This is a genomic window from Gammaproteobacteria bacterium (assembly GCA_011682695.1).
GTDB lineage: Bacteria > Actinomycetota > Acidimicrobiia > Spongiisociales > UBA4744 > BMS3Bbin01.
The window spans coordinates 22,466-42,969 of record JAACED010000023.1 but is presented as its reverse complement, the minus strand read 5'-3'; the positions used below and the strand labels follow the sequence as shown (position 1 = coordinate 42,969).

Annotated in this window: 19 protein-coding genes and 1 tRNA gene; 6 read left to right on the top strand and 14 right to left on the bottom strand. The window is 63.6% G+C overall.

Annotated features, from left to right (window positions below; genetic code table 11):
- The first annotated feature begins 58 nt into the window (after positions 1-58).
- Positions 59-712, top strand: a complete 654-nt coding sequence (locus GWP04_06490; GenBank protein ID NIA25201.1) for a hypothetical protein — start codon at positions 59-61, stop codon at positions 710-712.
- Between the two features lie 19 nt (positions 713-731).
- Here the strand turns inward: GWP04_06490 and GWP04_06485 are convergent, their stop codons facing one another.
- The gene (locus GWP04_06485; GenBank protein NIA25200.1) at positions 732-1,019 is read right to left on the bottom strand and encodes a WhiB family transcriptional regulator; all 288 of its coding nucleotides are present in this window, start codon (positions 1,017-1,019) and stop codon (positions 732-734) included.
- A 132-nt stretch (positions 1,020-1,151) separates the two neighbouring features.
- Between GWP04_06485 and GWP04_06480 the strand changes: the two genes are divergently transcribed.
- The 4 genes from GWP04_06480 (at position 1,152) to GWP04_06465 (ending at position 3,465) form a co-directional block, all read left to right on the top strand.
- A complete protein-coding gene (locus GWP04_06480) occupies positions 1,152-1,520 on the top strand; it encodes a response regulator (protein NIA25199.1) in 369 nt (122 codons plus the stop codon).
- 19 nt (positions 1,521-1,539) lie between these two features.
- On the top strand, positions 1,540-2,796 hold the full coding sequence (locus tag GWP04_06475) for a DUF21 domain-containing protein (GenBank protein ID NIA25198.1): 1,257 nt from the start codon (positions 1,540-1,542) through the stop codon (positions 2,794-2,796).
- 37 nt (positions 2,797-2,833) lie between these two features.
- A tRNA-Pro gene (locus GWP04_06470) sits at positions 2,834-2,907 on the top strand.
- A gap of 276 nt (positions 2,908-3,183) precedes the next feature.
- Complete coding sequence (locus GWP04_06465) at positions 3,184-3,465, top strand: hypothetical protein (GenBank protein ID NIA25197.1); 282 nt, start codon at positions 3,184-3,186, stop codon at positions 3,463-3,465.
- A 266-nt stretch (positions 3,466-3,731) separates the two neighbouring features.
- Here the strand turns inward: GWP04_06465 and GWP04_06460 are convergent, their stop codons facing one another.
- From GWP04_06460 to GWP04_06405, 12 genes are all read right to left on the bottom strand, one after another.
- Positions 3,732-4,298, bottom strand: coding sequence for a hypothetical protein (locus GWP04_06460; protein NIA25196.1), 567 nt, complete (start codon positions 4,296-4,298; stop codon positions 3,732-3,734).
- A gap of 429 nt (positions 4,299-4,727) precedes the next feature.
- A complete protein-coding gene (gene metX / locus GWP04_06455; GenBank protein ID NIA25195.1) occupies positions 4,728-5,786 on the bottom strand; it encodes a homoserine O-acetyltransferase in 1,059 nt (352 codons plus the stop codon).
- Complete coding sequence (locus GWP04_06450) at positions 5,783-7,102, bottom strand: aminotransferase class I/II-fold pyridoxal phosphate-dependent enzyme (GenBank protein ID NIA25194.1); 1,320 nt, start codon at positions 7,100-7,102, stop codon at positions 5,783-5,785. Before GWP04_06450 ends, metX begins: the two co-directional genes overlap by 4 nt.
- Positions 7,103-7,549: 447 nt before the next feature.
- The gene (gene aroF / locus GWP04_06445) at positions 7,550-8,620 is read right to left on the bottom strand and encodes a 3-deoxy-7-phosphoheptulonate synthase (protein NIA25193.1); all 1,071 of its coding nucleotides are present in this window, start codon (positions 8,618-8,620) and stop codon (positions 7,550-7,552) included.
- A complete protein-coding gene (locus GWP04_06440) occupies positions 8,617-9,402 on the bottom strand; it encodes a tryptophan synthase subunit alpha (GenBank protein ID NIA25192.1) in 786 nt (261 codons plus the stop codon). Before GWP04_06440 ends, aroF begins: the two co-directional genes overlap by 4 nt.
- Positions 9,395-10,615, bottom strand: a complete 1,221-nt coding sequence (gene trpB, locus GWP04_06435; GenBank protein ID NIA25191.1) for a tryptophan synthase subunit beta — start codon at positions 10,613-10,615, stop codon at positions 9,395-9,397. Before trpB ends, GWP04_06440 begins: the two co-directional genes overlap by 8 nt.
- Positions 10,612-11,232, bottom strand: a complete 621-nt coding sequence (locus tag GWP04_06430; protein NIA25190.1) for an N-(5'-phosphoribosyl)anthranilate isomerase — start codon at positions 11,230-11,232, stop codon at positions 10,612-10,614. Before GWP04_06430 ends, trpB begins: the two co-directional genes overlap by 4 nt.
- Positions 11,229-12,053: an indole-3-glycerol-phosphate synthase TrpC gene (locus GWP04_06425; protein ID NIA25189.1), complete on the bottom strand. Its 825-nt coding sequence runs from the start codon at positions 12,051-12,053 to the stop codon at positions 11,229-11,231. Before GWP04_06425 ends, GWP04_06430 begins: the two co-directional genes overlap by 4 nt.
- The gene (trpD, locus tag GWP04_06420; protein ID NIA25188.1) at positions 12,046-13,056 is read right to left on the bottom strand and encodes an anthranilate phosphoribosyltransferase; all 1,011 of its coding nucleotides are present in this window, start codon (positions 13,054-13,056) and stop codon (positions 12,046-12,048) included. Before trpD ends, GWP04_06425 begins: the two co-directional genes overlap by 8 nt.
- Positions 13,053-13,667 carry an anthranilate/aminodeoxychorismate synthase component II gene (locus GWP04_06415; GenBank protein ID NIA25187.1) on the bottom strand — a complete coding sequence of 205 codons (615 nt, stop codon included), beginning with the start codon at positions 13,665-13,667 and terminating at the stop codon, positions 13,053-13,055. The genes trpD and GWP04_06415 overlap by 4 nt, the downstream gene beginning before the upstream one ends.
- Positions 13,664-15,028 carry an anthranilate synthase component I gene (locus GWP04_06410; protein ID NIA25186.1) on the bottom strand — a complete coding sequence of 455 codons (1,365 nt, stop codon included), beginning with the start codon at positions 15,026-15,028 and terminating at the stop codon, positions 13,664-13,666. The genes GWP04_06415 and GWP04_06410 overlap by 4 nt, the downstream gene beginning before the upstream one ends.
- Positions 15,029-15,362: 334 nt before the next feature.
- On the bottom strand, positions 15,363-18,125 hold the full coding sequence (locus GWP04_06405; GenBank protein ID NIA25185.1) for a phosphoenolpyruvate carboxylase: 2,763 nt from the start codon (positions 18,123-18,125) through the stop codon (positions 15,363-15,365).
- Between GWP04_06405 and GWP04_06400 the strand changes: the two genes are divergently transcribed.
- Positions 18,119-18,463, top strand: a complete 345-nt coding sequence (locus GWP04_06400; GenBank protein NIA25184.1) for a hypothetical protein — start codon at positions 18,119-18,121, stop codon at positions 18,461-18,463. The genes GWP04_06405 and GWP04_06400 overlap by 7 nt on opposite strands.
- Before the next feature lie 218 nt (positions 18,464-18,681).
- On the opposite strand, the gene GWP04_06395 is transcribed toward GWP04_06400, so the two are convergent.
- The gene (locus GWP04_06395) at positions 18,682-20,274 is read right to left on the bottom strand and encodes a hypothetical protein (protein ID NIA25183.1); all 1,593 of its coding nucleotides are present in this window, start codon (positions 20,272-20,274) and stop codon (positions 18,682-18,684) included.
- Positions 20,275-20,504: the final 230 nt, after the last annotated feature.

The window sequence follows — 20,504 nt, the reverse complement described above, 5'->3', positions numbered from 1 at the left end:
AGCCGCGCTCGCAGTTGGACCGCTTCTGTCGGCCGTCCTCGAATGCTCTCCGGCGGAAATGGCCACGACCTTGCTGCAAGTACGAGGTTTCGACGAGATCGAGACAATCGCTCAACACACCGGTGGCGGCACACCCGCCGGCCTTCTGGCAGACAGACTGGCGATCTCCAACGACACAACCGACAGCCTGATCGGCCGAATCTCACACGAGGTACAAACCTTTCATGACGGCAACCCGCTCCGTCCCGGATTGCCCAAAGCCGACCTTGCGAGCCGCCTCGGCGTCTCGATGACGATTCTCGACGCGCTCATCGCCCGTTCTCCCCATGTGCGCGATGAAGGTCCGGTCGTCGCAACGACCACGTTCTCACCCGCCTTTGGACCCGCAGAGGACGCTGCTCGCAGAGCGGTGATCGCCACCCTGGAAAACGCCGGCCTGACCGTGCCGCGAGTTCGAGACCTCGGAATCGATCGGGAACTGCTTCATGCGCTCCTGCGAAGAGGAGATCTCATCCAGGTGTCCGAAGATCTCGTTTTCCTGCCGGCACACATCGATACGATCAGGACGGGCCTGAGCGATCTCCCCAACCCCTTCACCGTCGCTCAGTTCAGAGACCGTTTCGGGATCTCACGCAAATACGCGGTGCCGCTCCTCGAGTGGCTCGATGCCGCAGCGGTGACGAAGCGCAGCGACGACGTCCGCACGTATTGAGACTCGACGATCGGACCCGTCAGACGGAGCGGAGAACGAACTCCCGCCGCTCACCCTCGGTGAGGCCTCCCCAGATCCCGTACGGCTCCTTGATGTCCAGCGCCGCACGCAGACAGTCTTCTCGCACGGGACAGACCTTGCAGATTGCCCTTGCTCGTGCTTCTCGACGTTCTCGCTCATCCTTGCGTTCAAAGGCACTCGGCGGGAAAAACAGATGCGAATGGTTGCCACAGCACAGCGCGCGAGGCTGCCAAACATCACGAGAAGGTGCGAGCACGAAATCCCTCCAATGGTCGACGAGCGTTATGAACTTAGTAGCCCGACGAGGGGGCAGCCAGGAATCATTTGCCAAATCAGAGAGGTTTTTCGCGCTCTCGATTTGGCGCAGAGCCCAGTTTCTCGGAAGGTGGCCCTGCAACAACCGACTAAGGTTCTGACCATGAAAGTGCTGGTCATCGCAGACGCTCCATGGGTTCGCAACGAGGTTGCCGCCGCCGCAAACAGTCCTGGTCTCGAACTGATCGAAGAAGCGGATCCACGCTCGGCGGTCGCCGCCTGCGTGGAATCCGCGCCCGACATCGTCATCGTTGATCTCCAAGTGGGCAGCATGGGCGGCATGGCAGTAACGAGGTTGCTGCGAGACGCCATCCTGTCCGGAGAGATCGAAGACACGACCATTGTGCTGCTGCTGGACAGAGAGGCCGACACGTTCCTCGCCGGCCGGTCGGGCGCAGACGCCTGGCTGGTCAAACCGTTCACGGCCCAACACCTCCAGGTACTGCTCACCCCGGTCGCGGCAAGGGAGTGATCTCCCGGGATACCGGTACATGATGACCCCCCTCCAGGTAATCCTCCTCGTGGTTCTCGGTCTCTGCATCACCTCCTCCGGGTTCCTCTCGGGCTCCGAAACTGCGATCGTGAGTGTTCCGCGGGAGCGAGCCCATCAACTCGCAGAGCAAGGGAGAAAGGGCAGGCGCCTCGAGGACCTTCTCACCGACCTCGAAGGCACCATCGGGACGCTGCTCGTCGCCAACAACTTCGTGAACATCCTCGCTGCATCGGTGGCGACGGCACTCGCCATCGCCCTCGTGGGCGAGACGTGGGGGCCATGGCTGGCCACCGCCGCCGTCACATCGGTCATCCTCATTGTCGGTGAGATCACGCCCAAGACCCTGGCCACCCGCCGACCCGACCAATACGCTCTCGCGGTTGCCGGAGTCCTTTTTCGCCTCACTCGGATCCTCGATCCGATCACCGCGGTGTTCGTCGCCATCAGCAGAGCGATCCTTCGCGTCTTCGGAGTCTCCCAGGACAATCATGCGGCGTTGGTCACTGAAGAAGATATTCGCGCTCTCGCCATGCTCGGAGAGCGCTCCGGCGAGATCGAATCCGCCGAACGAGAGATCATCGATTCGCTCTTCGAAGTGACCGATCGTCCCGTTCGGGAGGTAATGACCCCGCGAATCGACATTGTCACACTCGGGACTTCACTGACAGCAGAGGCAATTCGTCAGGCCGTCGTCGAGACCGGGCACTCCCGCTACCCGGTCGTCGAACGCGAGGGAGACCTCGATCACATGCTTGGAGTTCTCAACGTCAAGGATCTCTTGCGAACGCCGGGAGATCCGACGCCCGAGCAGCTCCTCGAGCTCTTACGCGAACCGCTCTACATACCGGAGAGCGCGTCGGTCCTCGAGGCCCTCCAACTGCTGCGCCGGAAGCGGTCCGGATTTGCAGCGGTCCTCGACGAACATGGCGGCGTCGAAGGAATCCTGACGATCAAGGATCTCATTTCAGAACTCGTGGGTGAAATCCAAGACGAATTCGACCCTGGAGTGCCCGTCACCGTGAGTCTCGGTGACAAAGGCTGGATCACCGACGGCCGCGTCACCGTGGAAGACCTCGCAGAGCAGACCGGAGTCGACCTCCCCGAGGGACCCTACGGGACGGTGGGAGGCCTCTATCTGTCCGTTTCGGGCGATATCCCCCGCGAAGGCGACTCGATCGTCATCGCCGGTCTCCGCTTTACCGTGCTGCACATGGAAGGCAGGCGCATCGATCGGTTGCGGGTCCAACGCGCCTGATCCGACCCTTCCACCGGCTGGTATCATCACGGGCCTTCGGGACGTGGCGCAGTTTGGCAGCGCGCAGCGTTCGGGACGCTGAGGTCGCCGGTTCAAATCCGGCCGTCCCGACTCAGAAACATCAGGGGTCGCCTTTCGGGGCGGCCCTTGGTGCTTAAGATCGATCCCATCGCGCGCGTCAGACGAGTTGTCGACCTGAACACGAACCTGAGTGACCGCCAGCGTCGTCGCCTGCCGAGTAGCCCGCAGCGTTCGAGCTCACGTCGAAGCGATGTGCTTCACCTCGCCCGGTTGGCAGACGCTCGAGAAAACTCGGCTGGCGTATTTTTCATTCCCTCAGGCTGCCACGGAGAGTAGTATCATTATCACTCTACGAGGAGATGTGTGGTGAGGAAACTGTTGACGCTCCTGCTTGCAGTTCTAGTCATGGGGGCGATCGCCGGTCCGGCGTCCGCAACGCCACCAGGGGAGGATGGGAGCCACACGGTGACCATCTGCCATGTCACCAACTCGGTATCGAATCCTTGGGTCATCATCGAAGTCGACACTGCCGCTTTCGATGGGGCCGGCGCCAATGACCACACTCGTCACGTCTCCCAGGACGGTCGTAGGGACGTCTTGCTCCCCTCCAATGGTGTGTGCCCCGCTTCCACTTCCATAGGCACCTAGCGCCTCGATAGACGACCTCTGCGCCGTTGCGCCGGTCAGGAAACGCCGCTCGCTGCGTCCTCCACATCGACGCACCACAGCGGGTGCGCCTTCGTTGTGCGGGTCTTGCGATCGATATCGGATCGACCCGACAACTCGACGCGAACGAAAGAGACGGGTCGATCCGTGTCGACCAGATGCCCCCGACTCGGCATCGACAGTTGCCTGCCAAGGCACCAGCTCGACTCACAGCCGACAGCACACCCTGTGGCCGGCCACCGGCGTCGTCACCTGCTGAGTAGCCCGGAGCGTTCGAGTTCACGCCGAAGCGATGTGTTCACCTCGTGCGGTGCATTGCGTATGTACCGAAACGCTGCTTCTCGCCCAGCCTTGGGAAGGCCCTCGAGATATGCAACGGCGTTGCCCACCGAGTAATCATTGCCCGTCTGGTCCTCGAAGTTTGGACACAGATCCGTCCAGACTGCCCCGTCCAACCCCTCCCTTGCGCACCAGTTCCTGATCTCGCTGCAGATCGCTCCGGATCGGCCACGTCCCGTGCCTGCCCCGAGATCGACAAACCCGATGTTTCGACTGGTCGTGCCCTCTCGAGCCCGCACGTCGCAGATGGTGTCGTCGATGTCGGTCCTGCGACTCATGACAAAGCGCGTGGGGCACCACTCCCCATGCGTGAGGTCGATCACGAGCGTGAGGCGGCAATCGGTCGATACCCGTGAGAACTCCAGGGGCAACCTCTGCCCTCCTGTCTGCCACGAACCCTCTCTGGGGAGTTCACGGGGATCCCAGACAAGAGAACCCCACCCGAGAATCGCGATCTCCATCGCCGCCCTTCTCATCACATGCCAGACACCCTGATGTCAGCAAGGAGGCTACGCCATCAGCTCGGATCTTGGCCGATCCCGCGAGTCCTGCCCCTCAGGAACCGCCTGCCAAGACGTTCGGTCGCCGCTCGATCCACCTCGGTTGTGGCCTGGCGTTGACGGCCGATGTCGGTCTTGGGTTCGCGTGATCGAGTCGTGTTGAGGCGGCCTTGCGCTCGACGCCCTCGGGGGTCAGCCAGGTCACGCTTCCTCGGGACAATCCGCGAGAGTACCGGCGGCTAGTTGTACCCGGCCAGGACGTTGATGTCAGTCCTTGATTAGGTGAAGACCTCCGTGTGGAGTGGTGATTGCCGTCATCACCCACAGGTGCGCCTTCGTTGTGCGGCCTTGCGACCAGACGCCCCTGCCTCGGCATCGACACCCCGAACGTCACCGGCCAAGGCACTAGAACCAGGCCGCTCCCCGAGCTGACACCTCGTGTCGGGACGGGGTCCACTCGTTCGCCATTCGCTCTCGGAAGCTGATGATGAGCCGACTCAGACGATTGGTCTCGATCAGGAATGCGTCGTGGCCCTGAGGTGCCGTCAGCAGGCAGAACTCGGCCTGCGGCAACGCCGCTGCCAGGGCACGGACCTCCTGTGCCGGGTACAGGACGTCGGATGAGATCCCGACGACGAGTGCAGGCGTCTCGATGGCGCCCGGATCGATCCGGTAACCGTCCATCGCCTCGATCAGCGTCAGATAGCTGTTGGCGTCGAACCGTTCAACCAGCTTGGCCCCCTGATAGCGCAGGTACGACTGCGCCGCGAAGGCGTCATCGGTGAGTTCGCGTCCGAACCTGGTATCGAAGTCGTAGGGGCTGCGGTAGCTGCACATTGCGATCATCCGCGCCGTGGCGAGGCCCGACGCCGGAGGCCGTTCCGGTTCGTACCGGCCGTCGCGGAACCGGTGATCGCCGATAATGGCGGCGCGCTGTGCCTCGGAGATGGCGAGCGCCCAGGCCGACTGCGCGGATCCGACACCAATTGGAGCGATCGCATCGACCATCTCCGGGTACCGCTCCGCCCAGCACAGCGCCTGCATGCCGCCCATGGATCCGCCGATCACGAGCTCGAGCCTCTCCACACCCAGATGATCGAGCAACCGCTTCTGGAGACGCACCATGTCGTCGATCGTGACCGTGGGGAAGTCCGGTCCGTACCAGGTCCCGCCGGGCGGGGCGTCCATGGGACCCGTCGTTCCGTAACAGCTACCGAGGACATTGGCCGACACGATGAAGTCCCGATCCGGATCGAAGGCCCGGCCGGTCCCGAACATGCCGGCCCACCAGACGTCGGCGTCGGCAGACCCGGTGAGGGCGTGGCTGACCAAGATGGCCGAGGACGACGGACGCCCCCATGTGCGGTAGGCGACACGGACGCCGTCCAGCGTCCCCCCTTCGGAGAGGGAGAACGCTCCTTCGACCTCAAAGAAGCGGGTGCTCTCCGAGATCGAGTACGTCATCTCGTGGCGCCTTGCAGCCCGGCCCGAGCGAACGCCCCCTCGAAGTCGGCCTTGATGTCGTCGATGTGCTCGATCCCTACCGATACCCGGATCAGGTCGTCGGTCACACCGGCGAGTAGCTGCTCCTCGGCATCCAGCTGCTGATGTGTCGTCGATGCCGGGTGGATTACCAGCGTCTTCGCATCGCCGACGTTGGCCACGTGGGATGCGAGCTTCACGCTGTCGATGAACCGCTGCGCGGCAGCGGAACCTCCATCGATCCCGAAGGCAAGCACGCCGCCGAACCCGTTGCGGAGGATCCGCGTGGCGCTCTTGTGATACGGATGCTCCGGCAGACCCGGGTAGTCGACCCATGCCACCAGCTCGTGGGCCTGGAGCCACTTCGCCAGCTCGAGAGCGTTGTCGACATGGCGCTGCACCCGCAGCGACAGAGTCTCGACACCCTGGAGCAGCAGAAAAGCGTTGAATGGGCTCAACGCTGCCCCGATGTCACGAAGACCCTCCACTCGGGCCCGAATGGCGAACGCAATGTTGCCGAAGGGGCCGTCGGGACCGAATACGTCGGCGAAGACCAGGCCGTGGTACCCGGGAGAAGGCTCAGTGAACACGGGGAACCGACCGTTGCGCCAGTCGAAGTTCCCCGAGTCGACGATCACGCCCCCGATGGAGTTGCCGTGGCCGCCGATCCACTTGGTTGCCGAAGACACCACGATGTCGGCTCCGTGATCGATCGGCCGGCACAGGTAACCGGCCGCACCGAACGTGTTGTCGACGACGAGCGGCACACCTGCCTTGTGGGCGACATCGGCGAGAGCAGGCAGATCCGGGATGTTGAACCGGGGATTTCCGATCGTCTCGACATACAGCGCTTTCGTGTTGTCGTCGATCAGGGCGGCGAATGCCTCAGGGTCATCCCCGTCCACGAACCGGACCTCGATGCCGAGACGGGCGAGCGCCACCTTGAACTGGTTGTAGGTGCCGCCGTAGAGGTAGCTGGTCGAGACGATGTTCTCGCCGACTCCGGCCAACGTGGTCAGGGCGGTGAACTGCGCCGCCTGACCCGAAGCCGTGGCGACCGCCGCGACTCCTCCCTCGAGGGCGGCAATCCGCTTCTCGAACACGTCGGTGGTCGGGTTCATGATTCGGGTGTAGATGTTGCCGAACTCTTCTAGGGCGAAGAGGCGGGCACCGTGTGCCGAGTCGTCGAAGGTGTAGGACGTCGTCTGATAAATCGGGACCGCCCTGGCATTCGTGCCCGGGGCCGCCTCCTGCCCTGCATGAACCTGCAGGGTCTCGTATCGGTAATCGGTGGTCATTTTGCTCCCTCCTGAATCTGGCCGAGGTGTGGGCCGTGGGAGCGGTGCCATGAAAAAGGATCCGCTCCCTCTTGCCGGTGCGGATCCTCGTTCTGCGTTTGTTGTTTTTTACGCGTCGATGTCGCACGGCGGCGGACAAGCCATGCAAATAATCATTCGGGCGTCGAAAACAATCTTCATGTGGCGTGCGATCGTACACGACGTGGTCATGCTCGTCAACGAACAACTCTGCGGCGACCGGCCGAAGCGAACCGGCACCGCCAAGGTCGCCGGCATTCTCGACCATCTCACGACGATCGTCCGGGGGGTCGGTTGGCCGATGAGCCGTAGAAGAACCTGCACCTACTCGTCCGACGCCGTCCACCCTCTCCCTGACAGGAATGGGTCGAGTCACTCGGCTCCCGAACCAGGACTGGTCCCGACGAGAGGCTCAGCCGGTGCCGAGACTCAGGATCGACCGAGGGAATGCTGGGTGTTCGGTCCGATCACCGTCTCGTTTGGAGGTGAGACGTAACGATCCACGGCCGCAGCGACCCGCCGCAGCTCATCCATCATCGAGGAGAACCCCTCCAGAGTCAGACTCTGCTTGCCATCACTGAGCGCCAAGTCCGGATCGTTGTGGACTTCGACGATGACCCCGTCCGCCCCCGCAGCCACGGCCGCTCGGGCAAGATGCGGGACGAGACTCCGCTCCCCGGCCGCATGACTGGGGTCAACGATCACGGGAAGGTGGGTCCGTTGCTTGAGGACCGGCACGGCGCTGACATCGAGAGTATTCCGCGTGGTCGTCTCGAACGTCCTGATCCCCCGCTCGCAGAGGACGACTCTGGGATTTCCCGCCGATACGACATACTCGGCCGCCAAGAGAAACTCCTCGATGGTCGACGAAATACCTCGCTTGAGAAGAACCGGGCGCGCCTGTGCACCGACCTCGGAGAGCAACCTGAAGTTCTGCATGTTCCGGGCGCCGATCTGAAGGATATCGGCGTAGCGGGCAACCAGCCCCACGTCCTCTGGGGCAACCACTTCGGTGATCACCGGCAGGCCCGTCTCCTCGCGGGCTTGGGCCAGCAGCACCAGCCCTTCCTCACCGAGACCCTGGAAGCTGTATGGCGAGCTGCGAGGCTTGAAAGCGCCTCCCCGGAGCATCCGGGCTCCGGCACGTGCCACTGCCGTGCCCACGATGGAGAGCTGATCCTGGCTCTCAACCGAACATGGCCCTGCCATCACCACGACCTCGTCTCCGCCGATTCGCAGGTCCCCGATCCTGATCTCGGAGGGTTCAGGATGGTGCTCTCTGGAGACCTGCGGGTACGGCGGCGCCGTGGCGCGGATCTCGGCCACTCCGGGCATCTCGGCGAGATCCGCAGTGAGCGCGAGCGCATCACCACCGATGAGTCCGATGTGGGTCTCCTCACCGATCTCGGTCACCAACGGCCGCCCCCCTTGCCGTTCGATGAAACGGACCACCCCGGCCTTGTGCTTCAGTGAGCAGTTCTTTTCCAGAACAACGATCACGCCTGCACCTCCACGACCCGTAGTCCATCGAGAAACGCGCCCGGATCTTCGCCCCGATCGATCGCGTCGATCAGGGCGCTCCCCACGATCACCCCGTCGACATGGCCGGAAAGCGCTTCGACCTGACTCCGGCTGCGAACTCCGAACCCGGCCATCACCGGCAGCGACGCCGCCGACCGCACACGATCCAGATACGCGAACTCCTCGACACCTAGCTCTGCCTTACCGCCGGTGACCGCGGTCCTGGTCACCACATAGACGAATCCCCTGCTCGTCGTAGCGATCCGGGCGAGACGATCAGGAGATGTGGTGGGTGTGACGAGCTTGACCAAGGCCAAGCCCTCGGGCTCCAGCACCTTTGCGATCGGAGCGTCCTCCTCCAAGGGAAGATCGGGGACGATCAGACCCGACGTGCGGGAATCGATCATCGCCGCCGCGAGCCGATCGAGACCGAATGCCAGGAATGGGTTGTAGTAGCCCATGAGCAGGTGAGGAGCGCCCAGACTCTCCTGTTGATCTACGAGCAGTTCGAAGATCCACTCCAGAGTGACGCCGTTGCCCAACGCGACGTGACTCGCCCTCTGGATGGTCAGCCCGTCGGCCATCGGATCTGTGAACGGCACCCCGATCTCCACCACGGTGGCAGATCGTGCCACCGCGGTCAGGATGTCCGGGAAGGTTTCCAGCGTCGGGTAGCCGGCCGTTATGTAGGCGCAGATGGCGGGCCCCGAAGAGTCCCGAATCGCGTCGGAGATCACCTTGGAACCAACCGACTCAGACATGGGAAACCTCCCCGGTCAGAAGTTGAAGATCCTTGTCTCCGCGTCCCGAGAGACCGATGACGATCCGCCCGCCCTGGTGGTCCCTTGCCCACCGCCGTGCGCCGGCGAGAGCGTGCGCCGACTCGAGTGCGGGGAGAATCCCCTCCACCGCGCTGCATTCGTGCAGCGCATCGACGGCCTCGTCGTCGGTCACCGACTCGTATCTCGCCCGGCCCAGATCACGCAAGAGGGCATGCTCGGGGCCGACCCCCGGGTAGTCGAGACCGGGAGCGATCGAGTGTGTCTCGAGAATCTGACCGTCGCCATCCTGCAGGAGCGGCGTCATGGCGCCGTGCAGCACCCCTGGACTGCCGGTGCCGAGAGTTGCCGAATGCGGATCACCGGCACCTCCTCGTCCGGCGGCTTCGATCCCCAACAGCTCCACACCGGGGTCACCCAGGAATCCTCGGAACAGCCCAATCGCATTCGATCCGCCCCCGACACAGGCAACCGCCACGCCGGGGAGGTCGACCCCCGAAGCGATCAGTTGTGCCCGGGCCTCGTTGCCGATGACCGACTGGAACTCGCGCACCATCCACGGATAGGGGTGCGGACCGACGACCGAACCCAGCAGGTAGTAGGTGCCTTCAGGATCGGCGACCCAAGCGCGCATCGCCTCGTCGATCGCCGCCCGCAGCGTCTGGTCGCCGGCCTCGACGAGGATCACCTCTGCGCCGAGCAGTTTCATCCGCTCCAGATTGGGCTTCTGACGCTGCGCGTCGATCGCCCCCATGTACACGGTGCAGGGAAGTCCGACTCTGGCGGCGGCAGCGGCCGTCGCGACACCGTGCTGTCCTGCTCCCGTCTCGGCGACGATCCGTTCGACTCCCAGTCGACGAGCGATCAGCGCCTGACCCAATGCGTTGTTGATCTTGTGCGCGCCCGTGTGGCAGAGATCCTCTCTCTTGAGATAGACCTCCGCTCCCCAGCGTGCACCGAGCGACGGGGCTGGGGTCAGCGCCGTGGGCCGTCCGATGAAGTCACGTTGTTCCCTCTCCAACTCGCCAAGGAACCCGGGGTCGGCGAGCAGCTCGACGGCGCGACGTTCGAGCCTGTCCAGCACTCCGATCAGCGTCTCGGGGACGAATGCTCCCCCGTACGGTCCGAACCTACCCTGTGGTGGCGGCTTGCCTTGGAGTACCTGATCCAGGAGCGAAGCAGTTGTCACGGTCATGTTCCCACCAACGCTTTCTCGGCCTCTCGGACCGCTTCGACGAACGCACGGAGCCGGCCCGGGTCCTTCACACCGGGCTTGGACTCCACACCACTACTGACGTCAACACCAAAGGGGCGAACCGTCCTGATGGCCTCACCCACGTTGTCGGGGTGAAGACCACCCGCCAACGTCACCTGGCCGCGACGGGCGACACCGAAGGCACGGGTCCAGTCGACCGTACGGCCCACACCGCTGCGGGGTCCCTCGTAGACGAGCCTGCGATCAGTCGTGCTCCCTACATACGCGTCGAGTTCGGCGTCGACACGCTCCGTCTCCCGGAACACCGGCAGCAGCCGTCTGCCGTCCAGCTCCTGGAGATAGGTGTGATCTGCCTGAACGGCGTCGGCATCGAACACGGCGAGGGTTCGCGCGAGCTCGGCGGCCGTCGGACGAAGGAACACGGCCACCCGATCGATGCCCTTCGGAAGCCCTCGTGCAAGCCGGGCCGCCTCTTCCGGCGTGATCTGCCGCAGAGAAGACGCAAACACGAACCCGACCGAGTCGGCGCCGGCTTCTGCCGCCACGGTTGCCCCACGAAGGTCGGTAATGCCACAGATCTTGACATGGATCCTCATGACACCGGCTCCGCCCGCCTAGCCTTTCGGCCGGCGGCGATCATGGCCCTGGTGGTGACGCCCGGCTCATTCGAGGTCACCAGCGCCGTTCCGACCAGAGCCAGCCGGTATCCGAGGCGAGCAGCCGCCGCGGCATCTGCAAAAGTTCTCACACCGCTCTCCGCGACCCAGGGAAGGTGCTCGGGAAGCAACGGGGCAAGAGACGCCAGGCATCTCGAATCGACGTCCAGGGTGGTCAGGTTCCGAGAGTTGACCCCGACGAAAACACCGGCATCGAATACGACTGATGCCAGCTCGAGGTCTCTCTCATCGAAGATCTCGACGAGAGCGAACATGCCGAGCTCGTTGGCAACTGCCGTCATCTCCTGCAGAAGGGAAGAATCCATCATCTTGGCGATGAGGAGCACCCCCGATGCGCCGGCGGCTCGAGCCTGGATCACCTGGATCGGATCCACCAGGAAGTCTTTGCAGAGCATCGGCACGCCCACCGCCGAAGCCGCCGCTTCCAGATACTCGAGGTGGCCGTCGAAGCGCGTCGGCTCCGTCAAGACCGATACAGCGGCGGCACCCGCTTCCGCATAGGACCGGGCGAGTTTCACCACGGCGCCCTGCGGGTCGCTGTCTGTGAGAAGCGGACCGTCGGCGGGACTCGTCAGCTTCGCCTCGGCGATCAGATCGAAACCATCCGAGGACAGGACCAGAGGCTGAGCCGGTCGAGCAGACACGGCACGCGAGGAGAGCCCCGTCACACCGAACCTGCGTCGTGTCGCTTCAGCCCGGCTGCGGCTGGACTCGGCCATCGTGGCCAGGAAATCAAACATGGTTCGTCCCACCGAGACGGGCGAGAAGATCCAACGCCCGGCCGTCGTCGATGCCGGCCGATGCACTCGCCAGTGCTCGAAGCGGATCCTGATCGCGCCCGGTCACACGAAGGGCAAGCGAAGCGCCCAGAACGAGGGCGTCACGGTGGGGTCCGTCCTCCCCCTCGAGAACCCGGCGGAGCGCAGCGGCATTGAATGCGGGGTCGCCGCCTGCCAGGTCCCGGGGTAGGCATCGCCGGAGTCCGAAGTCGGCCGGATCTTCCACCGAGCTGATGACGGAGCCGGGGGTCACGTCGAACAGGTGATACGGCCCCATCGGGGTGGGCTCGTCCCAACCCGATTCGCCGTTCACGACGAAGGCCCGCTCGATCGGCATGGCGGACAGGGTTGTGGCGAGCATCCGGGCGGCGCCGAGGCTGTAGGCGCCGATCACGGCGAACGGTGGTGTCGCCGGATTCGCCAGCGGTCCGACGAGGTTGAAGATCGTTCGGATCCCCAGAGCTCTCCGCACCGGGGCGATGGATTTCATCGCCGGGTGATAAGTGGGAGCGAAGAGGAATGTGAACCCCGTGTCCTCGAACACGCGTGCCGCCTCGTTCGCGTCCCAGGGAATACTCATCCCGAGAGCAGCAAGCACGTCGGCACTGCCGCTCCGGCTCGAGATCGACCGGTTCCCGTGTTTGACCACCGGCACGCCTGCTGCCGCGGCTACCAAGGCCGAGCCGGTGGAGAGATTGAGGCTCCCCGACCCGTCGCCGCCCGTCCCGACGATGTCGACCGCCGGAACGCCGGCAGGAATGTCGGGACGAATGGCAATCTCACGTAACCCAAGGGCGAATGCCCTGACCTCGTCGGGTGTCTCGCCTTTGGCTCGAAGACCGGCGAGAGCAGCCGCGGCCAGAACCGAGTCCAGACCCGGGTCGGTCAGATGGTCCAGCAACGCACGAGCGTCGTGCTCGGTGAGGTCGACACCAGAGAGGACCTTCTCGACGAGCGCTCTCATGGCGAGACCGCCATGAGAGGCTGGGAGATCTTCGCCGGACTGAGTTCGAGAAAGTTCTGCAGGAGCCGGTCACCCATTGGTGTGAGCACACTCTCGGGGTGGAACTGGACCCCCTCGATCGGAAGTTCCCGATGACGAATGCCCATTATCTCTCCCTCTGACGTATAGGCCGAGATCATCAGCTCGGGAGCCAGCCCCTCCTCGGCCACGGCCAGGGAGTGATATCTGCCCGCCCGCAACGGGTTGGAGAGTCCCTGGAAGATGGTGCGTCTGTCGTGATACACCGGGGATACCTTCCCGTGCATGAGCGTCTGCGCAGGACCGATCGTGCTGCCGAACACGGCAGCCACCGCCTGATGGCCGAGACAGACGCCCAAGATGGGGACACGCTCGGCGAAGGCCTCGATGACGGCCATCGAGACGCCTGCGCCCTCCGGCCGACCCGGTCCCGGTGAGACGACCAGGTGACTGGGCTCGAGAGCTATCGCGGCGTCCACCGTGATCTGGTCGTTGGTCATGACACTCACCTCGGCGTCCAAGGTCATGAAGGCTTGGACCAGGTTGTAGGTAAACGAGTCGTAGTTGTCGATCATCAACACGTGGTGGTTCATAGACCCTCCTTTGCCAGTGCGAAGGCCGCTTCGAGCGCCGCCGCTTTGGACAGGACTTCTTCGTATTCGCGCGCCGGGTCGCTGTCGGCGACGATTCCCGCACCCGCCTGGTAGCTGTATCCACCCTCTCCCAACACCATCGTGCGGATCGTGATGGCCTGGTCCATCGAGCCGCCATGGCCGAAGTACCCGACAGAACCGGAATAGAGACCCCGGGACACCGGCTCCAGCTCGTCAATCAGCTCGATGGCCCGCAGCTTCGGCGCTCCAGACACCGTTCCTGCGGGGAACGTGGCGCGAAAGAGATCCAGAGCGTCGAGGCCGGGACGCATCTCACCGGTGACACCGCTCACCATGTGCATGACGTGGCTGTAACGTTCGATGATGCGGTACGGATCGACCTTGATCGAGCCCGCCACAGCCGTACGGCCAAGATCGTTACGCGCCAGGTCCACGAGCATCACATGCTCGGCGGCCTCCTTGGGGTCGGCCAGGAGCTGGCGCTCCAGGAGCTTGTCGTGTTCGTCGTTGTCACCTCGCGGGCGAGTACCGGCGATCGGTCGAAGCTCGGCTCTCGCGCCGCTGAGTTTGGCGAGCGCCTCGGGCGAGGAGCCGACCACCTGGCGATCCCCGAAATCGACGAAGTACATGTACGGCGATGGATTGAGAAGCCGGAGTGCCCGGTATGCGGCGAAGGGCTGGACAGAAGTCCTGCCCGCGAAGTTGATCGAGAGGACCAGTTGATAGACGTCGCCGGCAGTGATGTGACGCTTCACCGTCTCGACGCCGGAAATGAACTGATCCTTCGACATGCTCAGAGTTGGCGGCTCGTGCCCTCTCGAACCGTTCCGTACCTCGACGGGACCACGCAAAACTCTGATCACTTCCCGGCGGAGCGCTTCTCGGTCGGATTCTGCTCCCGCATGGAGGACCGCGACGCGCCGGGTCAGGTGATCGAAGACCAGGATCGACTCGGTCGCCATGTAGGCGGCTTCGGGCTGTGTCGATACGTGCGGCGCCTGCGGCAACGGATAGAACCGCCGAACCAGGTCGAATGCCGCTACACCAACGAGACCTCCTGAGAAGGGCTGATCCGACATGAAGGGGCCACACTGCGGTGCCCTCTCGAGTGCAATCCTCAGACCACCGAGCGGTTCACTCGAAACGAGTTCGCCGCCGACGCGCACGCCCTCAGGCTCGACGGCGATATGAAGCGTCTCACCGAAACCGATGAACGAATACCGACCTTGATGCCCTCCCTCCACGCTCTCGAGCAGGTAGCGGGGACCCAACGGCTCCAACCGCAGATATGCCGAGACCGGTGTGTGCAGGTCGGCTGCGATGTCGAATGGTGTCTGCATCTCTCCTCGATCCTTTGAGATGTGAGGAGCGTCTGATGCATCAGAAAACCCACCTCACGTTCCTCGGAGGTGGGCTGGTGTGTTCTGTGTTCGGACAGGCCTGGTATCGCCACCTCTTATCGGGGCGACCACCACCACTGCTGTGTTGAAAGCGTGTTTGTACGGCTCATCGAGGGCGTGATGCTACCGGGAGATCGGACCAGGGACAAGCGATTGTTCGGTTTTGGGTAATGCCGGCGTTCCCCTCGCCCGCATCCGCACAGGCTCGCGCCGGCGGCTCACCGAAGATTCATCGGGTCAGCGAGGACCGGCTTCCGATCCAAGTTGCTTCGGGTCATCCTGTGTTGCGGAGGCCGGCTGCGATGCCGTTGACCGTGAGCAGCAGCGCTCGTCGCAGGACCGAGTCATCGCCATCTGCGTTCCGTGAACGCACCAGCAAGTTCACTTGGAGGTGGTGAAGCGGTTGCAGATAGGTGTCTCGGACTCGCAGGGTACGTTGGAGAACGGGGTTGACTTCGAGCAGCGTGCGTTCGCCCGTGATGGCGAGAACCTCGTCGATCGTTCGATGGTATTCCGCTTCGATGGTGTCGAACAGGTGGTAATGGTCCGTGGCGACGAGAGCCTGTACGTACCGTTTGGCGATTCCGAGATCCGTCTTGGCGAGGGTCATCTCGACATTCGACATGAAGGTCCGAAAGAACGACCAGTTTTCATACATCTCACCGATCGTTGCCCCATGCCCTGCATGACGGGCGGCGGCGAGTCCCGATCCAACCCCGAACCATCCCGGGATGATCTGGCGTGACTGAGTCCAGCCGAACACCCAGGGGATCGCCCTGAGATCATCCAGTGACCCGGTGCCGTTGGGACGCCGTGATGGCCGTGAACCGATGTTGAGAGCCCCCAACTCGTCGACAGGAGTCGCAGAGAGGAAGTACTCGACGAGCCCCGGATCCCCGATCAGATCACGATACGTTGCGTAGGCGGCATCGCTCACCGCATCCATGGTTTCGTGCCATCGAGCGAGCTGTTCTTCGGGTTGACGCGGCGACTGATGCAGCAGCGATGCTTCGATGACCGCGGACAGGGCCAGCTCCAGATTGCGTGCGGCCAGCTCGGGAAGGCCGTACTTGTCGGCGATCACCTCGCCCTGTTCGGTGATCTTGATAGGCCCATCAACGGTCCCGAACGGCTGGGCGAGGATCGCCTCATGCGTCGGTCCGCCACCTCGACCGATCGTGCCGCCGCGCCCGTGGAACAGCCGGAGTACGACACCGTGCTTTCTGGCGACGTCGCGCAGCTGCTGCTGCGCCTTGTAGATCTCCCACTGAGATGTGGTGATGCCACCAGCCTTGTTCGAATCCGAGTAGCCGAGCATCACTTCTTGGATGCCACCCCGAAGGCGGACGATCTCTCGATATGGCTTGACGCTCAGGAGGCGGTCGAACAGGTCCCCTGCCATCTGAAGCTCTTCGGTGGTCTCGAGCAGCGGCACGAAACCAAGCTCGGCGATGTGCCCGGGCACATCGATGAGTCCCACCTCGCGAGCCAGGACGGCAGCGGCGAGGACATCGTCGACGTCACGAGTCATCGAGATGATGTAGCTCTCGATGAGCTCGGTTCCGTACCGCTCCTTGACACGACCGATGGTTCGGAACACATCGAGAGTGGCTGCCGTCTCCTCGCTCACCGCCGCAGCGGTGGTGGTCATCGGCCGTCGGCCCTCCAGCTCCTCGGCCAGCTTCTCGGTTCGACCGGCGGCGTCGAGCTCGTCGTAGGGGACCTCGAGCCGGTCGAACAGTTCGGCGATCGCCTGGTGGTGTTTCGCGGCGAGCTGGCGGATGTCCATGGTCGCCAGATGAAACCCGAAAGTCGCGGCCGTGCGCGTCAGCCGGGCAACCATGCCTGCGGCCACCAATCCGCCCCGGTTCGCTACGAGCGATCGGTGGATCAGAGCGAGTTCCTCGAGTACCTCACCGATGGTGCCATAACCCTTGCCGGGCATGTGCCGGGAGCCCGAAGCCATACGCTCCCTGGTGTTGACGAGCCGCTGGTGGATGTAGGCCAACTTGAGCCGATACGGCTCCTCCGCGTTGAGGACACCGAACCGCTCGAACACCCTTGGTAGCAGCGATCGGTCCACCTCGAGGCTCGCAAGCAACTCATCGCTGACACAACGAATCTTCGACGACGTCGACAGATCCCCGGCCAATGCCTCGACCGCTCCAATGAGGTTGCGCATCGCGTGATCGTGCTGAGCCGCCAACACATCGTCGGTGACGGCCGCCGTCACGAACGGGTTTCCATCGCGGTCGCCACCCACCCACGTGCCGAATCGGATCGGCGTGTGATCGATCGCGACGTCGATCCCGAGACGCATCATCTCGGTGGCATACCCGTCGAGGACCTCCGGCACAGACCCTCTGAACAGCTCGTCGAGGTAGTAGATCACCGACGCTGCTTCGTCCCTGGGATCTGGACGATCCCGGCGAAGCTCGTCCGTCTGCCAGATGAGGTCGATCAGCTCGGCGAGGCGACGGTCGATTCGACGCTTGTCTGCCTCCGTGGAGCGCGTATCAAGACGCTCGTCGAGCAGCTCGGCGACCGCGTTGAGCTTGGTGAGGATCGAACGCCGAGAGGCCTCTGTCGGATGAGCCGTGAACACCGGACGCAGCTCCAGCCGCTCCAGCATCCGCTTGATCTCCACTCTGTCCAACCCGGCAGCGTCGACCTGGTCGACCGTGCTCTCCAACCAGCCCCGCTGCCGTCGGGTACGAGCAGCCAACTCGTCGAGTCGGTGCGTCTGCTCAGCCACGTTGGCAAGATAGAAATAGGCGGTGAACGCCCTCACCAGTGTGCTCAGCGTTGCCAGGTCGAGGCCGCCGAGCAGTGCGTCGAGTGCATCGTCCCCGGTCGTCCCCGAGTCGCGCAATCCCCTCGTGACCGCCCGTACGTCCTCGACGAGATCGAGCAGGTCGGGGCCCTCCTGACGGACCAACGAATCCCCCAGCTGGTTTCCCAGCCGTCGAATATCCGCTCGTAACGCCGCATCTCGCTTGTGAAGGTCCACCACACGAGCGTACCAATGGCCTGTCATGGCGCCTAGTCCACCACCGCACCTTCACGCGCAACGGTGTCTGCGCAGGCGCCATCCGGGCGATCTTTGTTCACGGCACCGCGGGACTCTGGGGTCTGATCGCCGTCGGCCTGTTCACAGGTGATGCGCCGTTGCCGATCCAGTTCGCCGGAGCATTGGCGATCATGGTGTGGGCGTTTGCTACATCCTTCGCTGTGCTCAAGGCGATCGACAAGATCATCGGCATCCGTGTCACAGCGGCGGAGGAATTGATCGGGTTCGACCACTCAGAGCATGGCGGCTCTGCCTGCCCGGAGTTCATCTTCCAGGAGCAGGTCACAAACGTGACAGACTTCTGATGGACGGATAGAGCCTCCTCCGATCGTCACGGAGGCTCCCTCAGCGCCTCACGGCGTGTCACCACGCCGGGTAGATGTCCAGAACGGTCCGTTGCCCTTTCCGAGTAGGCCGGGCACAGATGGTTCTGGAGACACATGTGATGTCGCGAAAACAGGTATGTTGCCTCTCAAGTGGCTGCACATCCTGACCCTCGAGTTTCGGAGAGGAGGCCGGCGGTCTATTCCTGCGGCCGCTCGCCGGCAACGCTGCTCGACCGGCCGACAGGCAGATCGATGGCGAACGCCCAACTCGCCTCGGCCCGTTCGAATCGGAGCGAACCTCCCGCCGCCACCGTCAGGGTGTGGGCGTAGGTGATACCAAGCCGGTCGCCCATCTCTGGTGGCATCACTTCGGAATGGGCCAGAAGGCTCCACGTTTGACCGAGGGGTGTCCCTGAGTCGATGTCGGGTCCGGGGCCTCGATCACACAAGCGGAGGCAGACCGCCGCGTCGACGGACCGGACCGAGATGGTGACGGGCGGCGTCCCGTACCTTCGGCTGTTGTCGATGAGCTCGTAGAGGGCGCTCGTGAGAGGAAGGGGATCACAACGAACCACCAAGCCTCGCTCCCCTTCAATGGCCACTATTGACTCCAGGCCGGGTCTGGCGGCAAGCAAGTAGGTGTCGATCAGCTCTCCGATCGTGACCGTCACCACCGACCGCTGAGGATCTCGCTGCAGACGTAGCACCGAACTGATCCGGTCCAAGAGCTGCTCGATCCGAGCGCCGGCGTCCCAGATCGCCATGGCGGCCTCCCGCAAGTCTGCACCTTCCAACTCTCCCCTTGCGATCAACTCCGAATACGCCACGATCGGCGACAGCGGGGTCCTGAACTGATGATTGGCCGACTCCATGAACCGCCGGTGCAGCTCACCCGCCAACACCTGACTGGTTACGTCCTCGGCGTAGACCATCAACAGCGACGGCTCTTCCATCACCCGACGCAACGACACCCCGATTCGCAAGAAAGTCTCCCTGCCGGTGGCCGAAGGCGCCACGTACAGCGACGGCGGCCCCGCATCCCCTGACGCCACCATCCCCGCCAGCACCTCCCCCAACCTCTGACCGGGAACTGTCGACCCGCCAAAGCGAGTGATCGTCGTATGGCCGGCGTCGGCGAGCCCGAAGCGTCGCGCCGTCTCGTTGGCGAACAAGCAACGCAGCGAGTCACCACCGTACAAGGCGAAACCGATCGGCGCCTCTTCGGCGATCCCGGCCGCAAGCGTCCTCGCCCGAGTCGACTCCCTCTGCCAATACTCGGACAAGGCCCGCCCCCAAACCAGCAACCCGATGAACGATAGGAACACCCCCAACCTGACCACGCTGGTGACGGTTACATCGTCAGCTCCCGCGATCACACCCACGTACACCAACACGGCAGCAATCGCCAGCCAGATTATCCGTCGAACCGGGCTGGTCACCGCATCCCAGACAACCACGATCAGCATCGAGAAGAAGAACGGGCTCTCGGTGCCTCCATCCAACGCAACTATCAGACCCACCAGCGCCAGCGAGCCCACACCACGAACCAGATATATCCCGCCTTTACGAACTAACGCCATCCGATCGGCGAGGGTGTCCAACCCCGTTCGCCACACCAGCAGAATGCCGGCGACCACCAGCGCACCGACCGGGCGCAGCACGTCACCAAACATGGCAAGCGCCAGCACATGGACCGCGACAATCGGTCCAACCGGGTCAAAACTCTCAAACCATGTCTGCCACCGTGGAATCCGGGTTTCGATCAAGGGAATACCATCATCTGGATTCATCCTCATTCCATCTGGTCCGCTACACCCCCAATACCTCTCCCGATACATCTCGGGTGAGCGCCCGGCCCGCACCACCCAGCCACCTCGCCCTCGCCACAGCCCAACCGGAGCGAACGATTTCGCAACCCCACAACGTCTCAGAAAGACGAACCGGTTCGGTAATGGCAGATGCTCACGGGCTAGAAGCCCGTTGAGCACTTCATGTCACGCATCTCGGCGACCGTGCCGCC

Excerpts from the sequence above, each read along its gene's own strand:
- GWP04_06405 (NIA25185.1), bottom strand. The coding sequence starts at position 18,125 with ATGACAGGCCATTGGTACGCTCGTGTGGTGGACCTTCACAAGCGAGAT.
- GWP04_06415 (NIA25187.1), bottom strand. The coding sequence starts at position 13,667 with ATGAACCACCACGTGTTGATGATCGACAACTACGACTCGTTTACCTAC.
- GWP04_06460 (NIA25196.1), bottom strand. The coding sequence starts at position 4,298 with ATGAGAAGGGCGGCGATGGAGATCGCGATTCTCGGGTGGGGTTCTCTT.
- GWP04_06440 (NIA25192.1), bottom strand. The coding sequence starts at position 9,402 with ATGTCTGAGTCGGTTGGTTCCAAGGTGATCTCCGACGCGATTCGGGAC.
- trpD (NIA25188.1), bottom strand. The coding sequence starts at position 13,056 with ATGAGAGCGCTCGTCGAGAAGGTCCTCTCTGGTGTCGACCTCACCGAG.
- GWP04_06490 (NIA25201.1), top strand. The coding sequence starts at position 59 with ATGGCCACGACCTTGCTGCAAGTACGAGGTTTCGACGAGATCGAGACA.
- GWP04_06425 (NIA25189.1), bottom strand. The coding sequence starts at position 12,053 with ATGTTTGATTTCCTGGCCACGATGGCCGAGTCCAGCCGCAGCCGGGCT.
- GWP04_06475 (NIA25198.1), top strand. The coding sequence starts at position 1,540 with ATGATGACCCCCCTCCAGGTAATCCTCCTCGTGGTTCTCGGTCTCTGC.
- GWP04_06395 (NIA25183.1), bottom strand. The coding sequence starts at position 20,274 with ATGAATCCAGATGATGGTATTCCCTTGATCGAAACCCGGATTCCACGG.
- GWP04_06410 (NIA25186.1), bottom strand. The coding sequence starts at position 15,028 with ATGCAGACACCATTCGACATCGCAGCCGACCTGCACACACCGGTCTCG.
- GWP04_06450 (NIA25194.1), bottom strand. The coding sequence starts at position 7,102 with ATGACCACCGATTACCGATACGAGACCCTGCAGGTTCATGCAGGGCAG.
- metX (NIA25195.1), bottom strand. The coding sequence starts at position 5,786 with ATGACGTACTCGATCTCGGAGAGCACCCGCTTCTTTGAGGTCGAAGGA.
- GWP04_06480 (NIA25199.1), top strand. The coding sequence starts at position 1,152 with ATGAAAGTGCTGGTCATCGCAGACGCTCCATGGGTTCGCAACGAGGTT.
- GWP04_06430 (NIA25190.1), bottom strand. The coding sequence starts at position 11,232 with ATGAGGATCCATGTCAAGATCTGTGGCATTACCGACCTTCGTGGGGCA.
- trpB (NIA25191.1), bottom strand. The coding sequence starts at position 10,615 with ATGACCGTGACAACTGCTTCGCTCCTGGATCAGGTACTCCAAGGCAAG.